At 67.7% G+C, this 12549-nt stretch carries 12 protein-coding genes; 9 read left to right on the top strand and 3 right to left on the bottom strand.

Annotation, left to right across the window (positions count from 1 at the left end):
- Positions 1-64 precede the first annotated feature (64 nt).
- Entirely contained in the window at positions 65-973 is a 909-nt protein-coding gene (locus RQP53_RS15705) for a hydroxymethylglutaryl-CoA lyase (protein WP_315651568.1), read from the top strand.
- Between the two features lie 115 nt (positions 974-1088).
- Entirely contained in the window at positions 1089-2522 is a 1434-nt protein-coding gene (locus RQP53_RS15700) for an alkaline phosphatase PhoX (RefSeq protein WP_315651565.1), read from the top strand.
- Between the two features lie 9 nt (positions 2523-2531).
- Here RQP53_RS15700 and RQP53_RS15695 read toward each other — a convergent pair whose 3' ends face one another.
- Complete coding sequence (locus tag RQP53_RS15695) at positions 2532-5039, bottom strand: cation-translocating P-type ATPase (RefSeq protein ID WP_315651563.1); 2508 nt, start codon at positions 5037-5039, stop codon at positions 2532-2534.
- 150 nt (positions 5040-5189) lie between these two features.
- On the opposite strand from RQP53_RS15695, the gene RQP53_RS15690 reads away from it, so the two are divergent.
- Genes RQP53_RS15690 through RQP53_RS15675 form a run of 4 tightly spaced genes read left to right on the top strand, consistent with a single transcriptional unit; the run spans position 5190 to position 8826 of the window.
- Positions 5190-5936 (top strand): cytochrome b/b6 domain-containing protein, encoded by a 747-nt coding sequence (locus tag RQP53_RS15690; RefSeq protein WP_315651561.1) that lies wholly within the window; start codon positions 5190-5192, stop codon positions 5934-5936.
- Positions 5937-5950: 14 nt separating this feature from the next.
- A complete protein-coding gene (locus RQP53_RS15685; RefSeq protein ID WP_315651559.1) occupies positions 5951-6622 on the top strand; it encodes a winged helix-turn-helix domain-containing protein in 672 nt (223 codons plus the stop codon).
- On the top strand, positions 6622-7995 hold the full coding sequence (locus RQP53_RS15680) for an ATP-binding protein (RefSeq protein ID WP_315651557.1): 1374 nt from the start codon (positions 6622-6624) through the stop codon (positions 7993-7995). Before RQP53_RS15685 ends, RQP53_RS15680 begins: the two co-directional genes overlap by 1 nt.
- 60 nt (positions 7996-8055) lie before the next feature.
- The gene (locus RQP53_RS15675; RefSeq protein ID WP_315651555.1) at positions 8056-8826 is read left to right on the top strand and encodes a substrate-binding periplasmic protein; all 771 of its coding nucleotides are present in this window, start codon (positions 8056-8058) and stop codon (positions 8824-8826) included.
- Here RQP53_RS15675 and RQP53_RS15670 read toward each other — a convergent pair whose 3' ends face one another.
- Together RQP53_RS15670 and RQP53_RS15665 are read right to left on the bottom strand one after the other, a co-directional pair.
- Positions 8827-9282, bottom strand: a complete 456-nt coding sequence (locus tag RQP53_RS15670) for a VOC family protein (RefSeq protein ID WP_315651554.1) — start codon at positions 9280-9282, stop codon at positions 8827-8829. It abuts the gene before it with no gap.
- Between the two features lie 47 nt (positions 9283-9329).
- The gene (locus tag RQP53_RS15665; protein WP_315651552.1) at positions 9330-9842 is read right to left on the bottom strand and encodes a hypothetical protein; all 513 of its coding nucleotides are present in this window, start codon (positions 9840-9842) and stop codon (positions 9330-9332) included.
- Positions 9843-10026: 184 nt separating this feature from the next.
- Between RQP53_RS15665 and RQP53_RS15660 the strand changes: the two genes are divergently transcribed.
- The 3 genes from RQP53_RS15660 to RQP53_RS15650 are packed head-to-tail and all read left to right on the top strand — an operon-like array spanning position 10027 to position 12441.
- Positions 10027-11523 carry a C25 family cysteine peptidase gene (locus tag RQP53_RS15660; RefSeq protein WP_315651550.1) on the top strand — a complete coding sequence of 499 codons (1497 nt, stop codon included), beginning with the start codon at positions 10027-10029 and terminating at the stop codon, positions 11521-11523.
- A 32-nt stretch (positions 11524-11555) separates the two neighbouring features.
- A complete protein-coding gene (locus RQP53_RS15655) occupies positions 11556-12185 on the top strand; it encodes a hypothetical protein (protein ID WP_315651548.1) in 630 nt (209 codons plus the stop codon).
- On the top strand, positions 12178-12441 hold the full coding sequence (locus tag RQP53_RS15650; protein ID WP_315651546.1) for a hypothetical protein: 264 nt from the start codon (positions 12178-12180) through the stop codon (positions 12439-12441). Before RQP53_RS15655 ends, RQP53_RS15650 begins: the two co-directional genes overlap by 8 nt.
- Positions 12442-12549 lie beyond the last annotated feature (108 nt).

Here is a 12549-nt window from a genome sequence, read left to right as displayed (position 1 = left end):
TCTCTGTGGTCTGCATTTGCTTGTGCATTTGCATTTGACGCCCCGCCATTTGGAGCTTGACGCCATGAAACTGCCCCACACAGTCACCCTCGTCGATGTCGGCCCGCGCGATGGTCTGCAGAACGAGAAGCAGCCGGTTGCGACCGAGCACAAGGCGCGCCTGGTCAGCCTCTTGCAGGACGCCGGGCTGAAGGAGATCGAGGTCACCAGCTTCGTGTCGCCCAAGTGGGTGCCGCAGATGGGCGACAACACGGCGGTGATGGCGGCCATCGAACGCCGCGCCGGCGTGCGCTACTCGGTGCTGACGCCGAATATGAAGGGCCTGGAGAGCGCACTGCCCACCAAGCCGGATGAGATCGTCGTCTTCGCAGCCGCCTCGGAAGCCTTCAGCCAGAAGAACATCAACTGCTCGATCGCCGAAAGCATCGAGCGCTTTGCGCCGGTCGTCGAGATGGCCCATGCGGCCGGGCTCAAGGTGCGCGGGGCGCTGTCCTGTGCGATGGGTTGCCCCTACGAGGGCGACATCAGCGCCGATCAGGTCGAGCGTGTGGTGCTGCTGATGAAGGACATCGGCGTCGACCACATGGGCGTGGCTGACACCATCGGCGTTGGCACGCCAAGGAAGGTCCAGGCGGCGATGGAACGGGCGCTGAAGCACTATCCGCTGGCCGAGGTCAGCGGCCATTTCCACGACACCTACGGCCAGGCGCTGTCCAATATCTACGCCTGCCTGGAACTGGGCATCCACACCTTCGACGCCAGCGTCGCCGGCCTGGGCGGCTGCCCCTATGCCAAGGGCGCGACCGGCAACGTCGCGACCGAGGACGTGGTCTTCCTGCTCAATGGTCTGGGTATCGAGACGGGCATCGATCTGGACAAGCTGGTCGATGCCGGCGCCTTCATCTCCGAAGTGCTGGGCCGCCCGCCGGTGTCGCGCGTGGCGCGGGCGCTGCTGGCCAAGCGGCAGGCTTGAGCGCAAAGCGCGCGACACCGTTTCAGGGGACAACGGCGTCCCAGGCTGTCACGTGGGGGTCACCAGGGTTCCAGAGACTGCGGGCTGTTTTGACCGCCCGACCCTCGGAGACCCCATGCACAAGCCTTCCCGTATCGCAGCCGCCATCGGCCTGTTGTCCCTGGCCAGCTTCGCGCAAGCCGCTGCCACCGAATTCGCGAACTTCACGCCGCTGATCGGCAATGTGGCCGCCGGCGCGCTGCCCGAGGCCGCGCCGTTCCAGCTGTCCTCGTCCAAGTTCAGCCAGCTGCGCCTGGCCGACCGCAAGACGCAGAACACCCTGGTGCCCGGTTCCAATTCCGGCAGCTGGGACATGATCACGGCCAACGAGACCGGCCCGCAGGCCGGCCGCTATCTGTTCATGCCCTTCGAGACCGGCAGTGCCGGCGTGCAGCGCGTCGACCTGTGGGACAAGAACTACGCCACCCGCACCGTCACCGTGGTCGCCCCCGGCACCCAGGGCTTTGTCTCCGGCGATGCATCGCGCTGGACTCCGTGGGGCAGCTACCTCACCGCCGAAGAGTCCTGGGGCACGGGCAGCAGCAAGGGGCGCCTGTTCGAGCTGACCAATGCGCTGAGTGCAACGGCCAACGGCGGCACCTTCATCCAGCGCAGCATCCTGCCGCGCGTGTCGCATGAAGGCCTGGCCTTCGACAAGCAGAACAACCTGTACTTCGTCGACGAGCTCAATGGCGGCTCGATCTACAAGTACGTGTCTGCCAATCCGAATGCCAGCAGCGGCAATGACTACTTCGCTGCCGGCCAGACCTTTGTGCTGAAGGTGGGGGCGGGCGGGCAGTTTGAGGGCAGCAATGGGCCGGCGGTCACCGGCGGTGCGTCCTGGGTGGCCATCACCAATGCCAGCGGTGGCGCCTTGCCAGGCGTCTCGACGCTGCTGGCCGATGGCACCATCGATGGCCGCGCGACCGCCGACCATGCCAGCGTGCTGGGCAGCGGCTACAACCGCCCGGAAGACCTGGAGTTCAAGCTGCTGCCCAATGGCCAGCAGATGCTCTTCTTCACGACGACCGATTCCGACAATGACGGCGTCAGCGGCAATGGCCGCGGCCGCGTGTATTCGCTGAACCTCGACACCAGCACCGTCAAGCTGTTCGCCGACAACAACAGCATCGACATGGCCACCGGCCAGAAGGCTGGCACGGCCTGGAGCAATCCGGACAACCTGGCCATCGACGACGCCGGCAACATCTACGTCATCGAGGATCAGGACGGCGGCAAGGCCGACATCTGGTTTGCCAAGGACAGCAACAACGACGGCGTGGCCGATTCGGTGGGCAAGTGGGCCAGCCTCAGCACCACTGGTGCCGAACCCACCGGTTTGTACTTCGACAAGTTCAACCGGAACCTGGCCTATGTCAACGTGCAGCACCCCAGCAGCGGCGTGGACAGTCTGATCCAAATATCGGCCGTGCCTGAGCCTCAGACCTACGCGATGATGCTGGCCGGCCTGCTGGCCGTCGCCGGCGTGGCGCGTCGCCGCCGCGATTGAGGCGCCCGCTCAGCGACTGCCGACGCGCTTGCTGAGTGCAAACCCGGCCGCCGCCAGCGCTGCGCCGGCTGCCAATGCGGGCCATGCCTGTGTTGGCAGCGCGGCGAAAGCGAACAGCTGACGCAGCCCGGGCAGGCCCAGCGCAGCGGCCAGCATCAGCAGCGTGCCCAGTGCCATCCAGCGCAGCGCGGCGTTGCTGGCGAGGCCGCGCCAAAAGCCGCCCGGCTGCCAGAGCCGGTTGGCCATCAAGAGGCCGATGACGGACAGCACCAGCAGCGCAAAGCAGAAGCTGCGCGCGACGGCGTCGCTGCCGCTCCAATGACGTGTCAGCGCATAGCCGGCCAGCAGCAGCAGCAGGAGCCCGCCGCCTTGCAGCAGGCCGCGGCGCAGCAGGGCAGCATCGAACAGCTTGGCATCGAGCTTGCGCGGGCCGGCCCGCATCGCCGCCGGCTCCAGCGGTTCGCGTTCGAAGATGGCCGAGCAGGCCGGGTCGATGATCAGCTGCAGGAACAGGATGTGCACCGGCATCAACAGCATGGGCCAGCCCAGCAGCACCGGCAGCAATGAGAGCCCGACGATGGGCACATGCACCGCCAGCACGAAGACGATGGCCTTGCGCAGGTTCAGCTGTATGCGCCGGCCGTAGCGCAAGGCCGTCAGCAGCGAACCGAAGTCGTCGCCCAGCAGCACCAGATCAGCGGCCTCGCGCGCGACCTCGGAACCGCGCGAACCCATGGCGACACCGATATCGGCCGCCTTCAGCGCCGGTGCGTCGTTGACGCCGTCGCCGGTCATGGCCACGACCTCGCCGCTGGCGCGCAGGGCCTGGACGATGCGCAGCTTTTGCTCCGGCTGCACGCGGCAGCAGATGCTCAAGCCGGGCAGCCGTGCCCGCAGCGCCGCGTCGTCCAGCAAGGCCAGTTCGCTACCGCTGATCAAGGCGCCGGGCTCGCTGGCCAGGCCGATCTGGCGCGCGATCGCCAGCGCCGTGGCCGGGTGGTCGCCGGTGATCATCATCACCCGCAGCCCGGCGGCGCGACAGGCGGCGATGGCCTCGGGCACATCGGCGCGTACTGGGTCGGCCAGCGCGACGAGACCGAGGAATTCGAAATCGAAATCATGCTGGATGGGCGGTAGCGCTTCGTCGGCCGCTGCGAACTGCGCCCGCGCCACGCCCAGCACACGCAAGCCATCGGCAGCCAGTAGGCTGACCTGCTGGTTCAGCGTCTCGATCCGCGTGGCATCGAGATGGCAGAGATCAAAGATCGCTTCCGGCGCGCCCTTGGCGGCGATCAGCAGCGAGCGCTGGTCCGGCGAGCGCCAGACGCGCGACATCGCCAGCAGCGCGGGCGACAGCGGGTAGTCCTCGACCAGCTGCCAATCGGCGTGCAGATGCTCGGTGCCGGCCAGCCAGTCCTGTGCGGCGCCGCGCAGCGCCTGCTCCATCGGGTCGAAGGCCTGGCGGTGGCTGGCCAGCACCGCGTATTCCAAGAGCTCGTGCAGGCTGTCCGGCAGGGCGGTGGCTTGATCGCGCCGGTAGGCGGCCTGCTCGCTCCACAGCCGCTGCAGCTGCATCTGGTTGACGGTCAGCGTGCCGGTCTTGTCGACGCAGAGCACGCTGGCCGCGCCCAGCATCTCGACGGCCGGCAGCTGGCGCACCAGCACGCGCTCACGCGCCAGCCGCCAGGCGCCCAGGCTGAAGAACAGCGTCAGCACCACCGGCAGCTCCTCGGGCAGGATGGCCATGGCGAGCGTCAGCCCGGCCAGCAGGCCGTGCAGCCAGTCGCCATTGGCCAAGCCATGGGTCAGCGTGAGCAGGGCCGCCAGTGCCAGGCCGATGCTGGCGACGCGGCGCACCACCCGGGCAGTCTCGCGCTCGATCGGCGTTGGCGCGTCGGGCAGCGCTTGCAGGCTGGCGCCGATACGGCCCAGCGCGCTGTTCGGGCCGGTGGCCATTACCCGCGCCTGGCAGAGGCCGGCCGTCACCAGCGTGCCGGAAAAAACCTGCGCCGGCGCCGATTTGTGGACCGCCACCGACTCACCGGTCAGCATCGATTCATCCAGGCTGACGCTGGCCGTGCCGAGCAGCTGCAGATCGGCCGGCACGCGCCCGCCTTCGGCGATCTGCACCAGATCGCCGGGCACGAGTTCGCGGCTGGGCAGTGCCTGCCAGCGGCCGTCGCGCAAGACTTGGGCGCGGGGGCTGGACAGCTCGCGCAGCGCCGCCAGCGAGCGCGAGCTGCGCCGCTGCTGCACATAGCTCAAGGCGATCACCACGACCACGAAGAACAGCAGCATCAACGCCTCGTGCCGGGCACCGATCATCAGATAGACCGCGCCACAGGCCAGCAGCAGGAGCAGCATCGGTTCGCGCAGCACCTGCAGCAGCAGCTGCCAGGCGCCGACCTGCCGCCCCTGCGGCAGTTCATTGGCGCCGTGCGCTTGCAGGGCCTGATGGGCCGTGGCGCTGCTCAAGCCCTCAGGCGGGGCACGGCTTGAATCGGCGTCGCTGCTCACGTGCGTATCTTCTCCCTGGATGAGGTGTCAGTGTCGGCGATTCCCCGGCAGGGGGATTGATACGGGTCAAGCGCCGCAGCGCGGCCGTCCTTAAGACTTCGATAAGCGCGGCGCCCGACCATAGGCAGCATGACAGCCAAGGAGCCGATGATGACGCAAGCAACGACACAGACGATCAAGCCGGACAGCCCGCCCGAGCCGGCGGCGGGGAGCCAGCGGGTGCTGGTTTGGGACTTGCCAGTGCGCATCGGCCACTGGCTGATGGCCTTGAGCTTTGCCGGTGCCTATCTGACGGCAGAGCAGGAACGCTGGCAGTGGCTGCATCTGAGCCTGGGCTACGGATTTCTTGGCCTGGTGCTGTTCCGGGTGCTGTGGGGGCTGTTCGGCAGCCGTCATGCGCGCTTCAGCCAGTTTGTGCGCGGGCCGAGTGCCGTGCTGCGTTATCTGCGTTCGCTGCTGAGCGGGCGGCCCGAGCACCATACCGGCCACAATCCTGCCGGGGCACTGGCCGTGCTGGGTCTGCTGGGCCTGGGCCTGCTGATCGGGCTCAGCGGCCACGCGCTGCGGCTGGGCGGCAGCCACGCGCTTGAAGAGCTGCATGAGGCGCTGGCGGCGGCGATGCTGGGCCTGGTGCTGATCCATGTGGCGGCGGTTGTGCTCAGCAGCGTGCTGCACCGCGAGAACCTCGTTACCGCGATGTTCAGCGGCCGCAAGCGCGGCGCAGCTGGAGAGGCGATCCGCGCGCCGCGGGCCCCGTGGGCGGTGTTGATGCTGAGCCTGCTGATCGGCTTCTGGGTGCTGCAGTGGCAGACTGAGGGTCAGGCCTTTGGCCTGGCCGGGGATGGCGAGCGGCATGAGCAGCGGGGCGAACATGGCGAGCATGACGACGACGATTGAGGAGCGAGCTGCCCATGCGCATCTTGCTGGCTGAAGACGATGCCCAGCTGGGGGCGGGCCTGCAGGCCGGGCTGCGCCAGCTGGGCTTCCAGGTCGACTGGGTGCGCGACGGCCTGGCGGCGCAGCGCGAGCTGTGCAGCGAGCCCTATGCCGCGGCCGTGCTGGACCTGGGTCTGCCGCGGCGCGACGGCATCGACGTGCTGGCTGATGTACGCCGGGCCGGGCAGCGGCTGCCCATCCTGGTGCTGACGGCGCGGGACGCCATTGCGGATCGCATCCGCGGCCTCGATCGGGGCGCCGACGACTATGTGCTCAAGCCGGTCGACATCGATGAGCTGGCGGCGCGTCTGCGTGCACTGGTGCGGCGTGCCCACGGTCAGCCACAGGAGCGGCTGTGCATCGGCGATGTGGAGCTGGATCCTGCGGGGCGCCGGGTGCGCCAGCAGGGCCTCGAGGTGCCGCTGGCGGCGCGCGAGTTCGATCTGCTGCAGCTGTTGATGCTCAATGCCGGACGGGTGATGACGCGCGATCAGCTGGAGCAGCAGCTCTACAGCTGGGGCAAGGAGCTGGACAGCAATGCGATCGAGGTCCATGTCCACCACCTGCGTCGCAAGTTGGGCGCCGCGCTGATCAAGACCGTGCGCGGGGTTGGCTATCTGCTGCCGCTGCCAGCGCCGGAGGTTTGATGCGCCGGAGTCCACCTTCGCTGCAGCGCCGCCTCTTGTGGCTGATCCTCTCGACGCTGGTCGGCGCCTGGCTGTTGGGCGCCGCCTGGAGCTGGGTGGACGCCAGCCATGAACTCGACGAACTGCTCGATGCCCACCTGGCGCAGGCCGCGGCCCTGTTGGTGGTGCAACAAAGCGCGGATCTCGGCGAGGCGGCCGAGGCACGCAATGGCCTGCAGGCGCCGCCGCTGAGCCGCTACGCACCCCGTGTGGCCTTTCTGGTCTTTCATGAGGAGCGGCTGGTGCTGCAGTCCGCCGGCGCCGCAGCGCAGGGCCTGAGCGCGAACTTGGCCATGCTGCCCACCGGCTACCAGACGCGTCGCCTGGGGGATCAGGCCTGGCGGCTGCTGGTGGCCGCCGGCGCTGAGCAGGATGTCAAGGTGCTGGTTGCCGAGCAGTTGGGCTCGCGCCAGGACATTCTGCGGGCGGTGCTGCGCAGTGCGCTGGCGCCCATGGTGCTGCTGCTGCCTGTGCTGATCCCGCTGCTGTGGTGGGCGGTGCGCCGCGGCTTGGCCCCATTGCGCACCCTGGGCGAGCAGCTCGCGGTGCGCACGCCCGCTGATCTGCAGCCGCTGCATGGCGAGGCGGCACCTGGCGAGATGCGACCCCTGCTGCAGGCGCTCAATGGCTTGTTGGCGCGGATCGAAGCCTTGATGGCGGCCGAACGGCGCTTCACTGCGGACGCAGCCCATGAGCTGCGCAACCCGGTGGCCGCCGTCAGCGCGCAGCTGCAGGTCGCCCTGCGCGAGCGCGATCCGGCCCGGCTGCAACTGGCATTGCAGCAGGCGCAGCAGGCCAGCGCACGCAGTGCCCGTCTGGTTGATCAGCTGCTGTTGCTGTCGCGGCTCGAATCCGGCGAGCAGGTGCCATTGCAGCGTCTCGATCTCAGTGCCCTGTGCCGTGAGACAGCGGCCGCACTGGTGCCGATGGCGCTGCAGCGCGATCAGGAGGTCGTGCTTGAAGCGCCAGACCGGCTGATGATCGAGGGCAATGCGCTGCTGCTCGGCGCACTGCTGCGCAATCTGCTGGACAACGCCAGCCGTCATGGGCCGGCCGGCATTGGCATCAGGCTGAGTCTGAGCGAGCAGACTGATGGCATTCGGCTGCGGCTCGAAGATGGCGGACCGGGCCTGAGTGAGCCGGAGCTGCGGCGCCTGGGCGAGCGCTTCTACCGGCCTGCGGCCAGCGATCAAGGCCAGGGCAGCGGCCTGGGCTGGTCCATCGTGATGCGGATCGCAAAGGCGCACGGCGCAGGCCTGAGCCTCGGGCGTTCGGAGCGCCTCGGTGGCTTGCAGGTCGATGTCTTGCTGCCACGCCCGGCACCTGGGGATTGACGGGCGCCTGCCAGGGGTGCTGAATCGGGATCTCTGCAAGGCGCTGCCGAGGAGTTGGCTATGAGACATCGTTGGCTGGTCTGTCTGCTGTTTGCGGCGCTGGGCGTGAGCCACGGCGCCGCTGATACTCACCTGCTCGGCGTCACCGAGGATGTGCCGCCGTTCTCCTATCTCGAAGGCGGACGCTTTGCCGGCCTGGCCAACGAGGTGCTGGATCGCATCGCCAACCAGTCGGGGCTCAAGGTCCAGCGCAGCATTCAGCCCTTTGCGCGCGGCCTGAAGACGGTCGATGAGGTGCCTAACAGCTTCCTCTACGTGATGGTGCGCACGCCGGCGCGCGAATCGCATTACCGTTGGGTCGGGCCGCTCGATGATTGCGACGTGGTCGTGCTGACGCTGCGCAGCAGCGGCCTGGATTTCAGCCCGACCACGCCGGATGCGCGTGCCCTGCGTGTCGGTGCGGTGAAGGGCTCACCGGCCGGCAAGATGCTGCGCGACGCTGGCATGCCCGAGCGCAGCATCTATCTGACGCCGGGCAGCGAGACCTCGACGCGGATGCTGTTCGCCGGTCATCTGGACATGATTGCGGGCCTGGCCTTGCCCTATCAGCACCAGGCGACGCGGCTGGGTCTCGATACCAGTCAGATGCAGGTGGCGCACCTGCTGCAAAAGGGCTTCGGCTGCTACTTCGCCTTCAATCCCAAGGTCGACCCGGTGCTGTACAAGCGCTTTGCCGACGCCTTCGACGTCTTGCGTAGCAGTGGCGAGCTGCGTCAGCTGCGCGAACGATCGATGCAGGCGCCTGCACTGGCGCCTGCGCAGGCGCGTTGATCAGGCCGTCGGCCCATTGCGCATCCGCTGGCTGAACCACCAAAGGTGGCCGTCGGGGTCTAGAGCGCCATAGCTGCGGTCGGCCCAGTACTCGGGGCCGTAGTCGTGCAGCGTTGGCTCGCTGACGATGGTGGCGCCGGCAGCGCGTGCGTGGGCGCAGTGGGCGTCGACATCGTCGACATACAGCAACAGGTTCTGCGTGTTGGCGCCATGCACCGCCACCGGGCTGCGAAAGGGCACACCGAAGCGATCAGGCCGGTCGGCCGCGCCCTCGCCGACCATGATCAGCGCCTCGCCATAGACCAACTCGGCATGGCGTACCGAGCCATCCTCGGCCGGCACCTTGAGTCGCAACTCGAAGCCGAAGGCCTGGCACAGCCAGGCGATCGCCTGATTGGCATCGTCGTAGAACAGGGCGCTGGACAGCCGCGGCCAGCCCTTGGGCGTCGGATTCATGGCGAACTCCTGTGGGAGCAGGCCATGAGGGTAGGGGCTGGCGCGCCTCAGCGCAAGGCGGCCACCACCCGTTCACGGAAGACCTGGGCGCGCTCCGCATCGGCGTGGCTGGCGATGGCGGCGCTGCAGGTTTCCAGCCAGGCCATGAAGCTGGTTTCGTTGTCGGCCAGGCGGGCGCCGTCGCGCAGGCTGCCTTCACGGCCGGCCAGCATGCGGGTCGCCAGGTCGAGCGCGAAGAACTTCGCGGCCACCAGCTTTCTGGCCTGCTCGGCCTGACGGGCGGCACGTTCGGCACGCGCCTGCTCGGCCGCCTGGCGTTCGGCGGCCTCGCGAGCCTGGGCGGCCAGGTCCGGCACGCTGATCAGGCCTTGGGTCTGCAGCACCTCCAGTGCGCTGCGATCCAGCCCGAGCGCGCTGCCCAGGCTGAGCAGCTCGGTGACGGTTTTCTGGCCGTCGACCAGGATCAACAGCGTGCGCACCGGGCGCGGCAGCTCCCGGCCTGGTCGCGCGAGCAGGGCACGGGCGTAGTCGGTCTTGCTGGGGGTCTGGGTGTTCAGCATGGCAGCTTCCGCGTTGATCAGTTGGAGGCATCTTGCCGGGCGCAGATGAGCATCTGATGACGAGGCCGTGACGCGGCTTCGCGCTGCGGCGAGCCTGGCTCATCCCTAAAGCAATGATTGCTAGGGCTTCATCGGCTGGTCACAATCGCCCCGCGGCAGTGCTGCCGCGGCAACAGGGGTTGGTATGGACAAGGCAGTGGTGATTCATCGCGCGGCACTGAAGGCCAAGTACGGCGCCGCCGCCTTGGGCAAGATCGAGGCCACGCTGGCAGCGCTGGTCAAGGCCGACAAGAAGCGCGGCATCGACAGCATGGTCATCGCCGTGGACCAGGCCGCAACGATGAAGCCCTACGGCCTGGCGGTGCCGGCCAAGCCCGATGCGCGCCGCCTGAAGGCGGCCATCGATGCGATCGCTGCCAAGGCGGCACCGCACTACTGGCTGCTGATCGGTGCGCCCGATGTGCTGCCCATGGTACCGCTGCTGAATCCGGCCCATGGCGGTGGCGATGGCGATGGTGACAAGCTGGTGCCCAGCGATCTGCCCTATGCCTGCGAGGCCCCCTACAGCACCGATGCCAACCGCTATCTCGGCCCGACGCGGGTGCTCGGCCGCATCCCCGACATGCCGGGCGCCAAGACGCCCGATCTGCTCTTGAAGCTGCTGCGCGCCGCGGCCCGCAGCAAGCCCTTGCCGCGCAGCGACTACACGCAGAGCTTTTCGCTCAGCGCCGAGGTCTGGCAGGCCTCGACCCGGCTCAGCGTCAGCAATACCTTTGGTCATGCCGATCAGCTGAATGTCGCGCCGCCCAAGGGCCCCAAGTGGGCCAAGCAAGACCTGGCCCCGCGTATGCACTTCATCAACTGCCATGGTGCCGATTGCTCGCCGGAGTATTACGGTCAGCATGGCGAGGACTATCCCGTCGCCCATCGTGCCAGCCTGCTGGCCGGCAAGATCAGTGCCGGCACCGTGGTGGCCGCCGAATGCTGTTATGGCGCCCAGCTCTATGACCCGGCCAAGGCCGAGGGCAAGGCCGGCATCGCGCTGGCCTATCTGGCCGATGGGGCCAGCGGTTTCTTCGGCAGCACGACGATTGCCTACGGACCCAGCGAGGGCAATGGCTCGGCCGATCTGATCTGCCAGTATTTTCTGCAGCGCGTGCTGGCCGGCGCATCGCTCGGTCGCGCGGCGCTGGAGGCGCGGCAGAAGTTCGCCGGCGAACGCACCCACCTGGACCCGATCGACCTGAAGACGCTGGCGCAGTTCTATCTGCTCGGCGACCCCTCGCTGCAGCCGGTCGGTTTCGAGGCCCATGCGCTGAGCAAGACGACAGCCTTCAAGAAAGCCTTTGCCAGCGTGCAGGACCGCGGCGTGCGTGGCCTGCGCCGCGAGCGTCTGGAACGCGAGGGCAAGCACCTGGCGCGCGCCTTGCCCAAGCTCAAGGCGAGCGGACAGCAGGCTTCGGCCAAGGTCGAGCAAAGCCTGCAGGCCATGGTGAAGCAATCGGGCCTGAACAAGCAAGACCTGCAGCGCCTGGCCTTTGATATCGGCAGCACCGGCCGGCGCATCCATCTGCTCAAGGGCGCTTTGCAGGAGATCGGCGCGCTGAAGCGGCGCGTGGTCATCGTCGCTACCGAAGAGAACGGCGAACTGCTGCATGTGCGGCGCGTGCATTCACGCTGACGCTCTGGAACAACCACGCCAAGGAGACGGCAATGCGCAATCGATGGATGTTGACGGTGGTTCCGCTGTTGCTGAGCGGCGCGCTGGCGCAAGCGGCTGACTCGTCTGAACCCGCAGAAGCAGCCCAGCTGCCCGTGTTCAAGGTCGGCGATCAGCTGGTCTTCGCCCTCAAGGACTTGTTGACCAAGCTGCCGGCCGACGACGAGGCGATGATCGTCGGCCGGGTTGATGAGGCAGGCACCACTTTTGTCGATGGTGCCGGCGCCATCGTGCGTGTCTACGACGGCAGCTGGGCCGCCACGCAGATCAATGGTGTGGCTTACAGCCCCCCGATCAAGGCGCTGGACTTCCCGCTGGCGCCAGGCAAGAGCTGGAGCCACGAGAACAGCAGCCTCAGCGCCGCCTGCGGCAAGCAGACGACCAAGCTCAAGAGCGAGGTCAAGGGCTGGGAGGAGGTGGAGGTGCCGGCTGGGCGCTTCAAGGCGCTGCGCATCGACAGCAAGGGCTATTGGCGCAATGGCTGCGGCAATGATCAGCTCAGCTACCGCTTCTGGTACGCGCCCGCGGTGAAGAGCATCGTCAAGAACGAGTCCATCATCTATGCGGGCGGGCGCATGTTCTCGGGCACGCTGTCCGAACTCAAGTCCTACAAGCTTGACTGAAACACGTGCAGAAGGCGTTGCTGTGGAACTGAGCGGGCTGGTGCAGCGCCAGCGGGTCGATCTTGGCAGCAAGAGCGAGCGCGAGGCGCTGGTGCTGATCGACGACCAGGGCCAGGCGCACCGGCTGCGGCGCCAGGGCGGCAATCCCTTTGCCGACCCGGTGCTGCAGGGCTGGGAGGGCCAGCGCCTGCGCTTGCAGGGCGAGCCGCGCGACGGCTATTTCCTGATTCACAGCTGGGAGTTGCTGCCGTCATGAAGGGCTGCACAGGCTGGCGCTCATAAGCGCCGCTAATGGTGCTGTAGCGCCGTCAATGCGATTTCACAGCCGCGCCGAACAGGCGTACAACCCGGTCTCGCTTCCACA

The organism is Roseateles aquae, from assembly GCF_032337115.1.
In the GTDB taxonomy this organism is placed as follows: domain Bacteria; phylum Pseudomonadota; class Gammaproteobacteria; order Burkholderiales; family Burkholderiaceae_C; genus Roseateles_C; species Roseateles_C aquae.
This window is presented reverse-complemented; position numbering and strand designations above follow the sequence as displayed.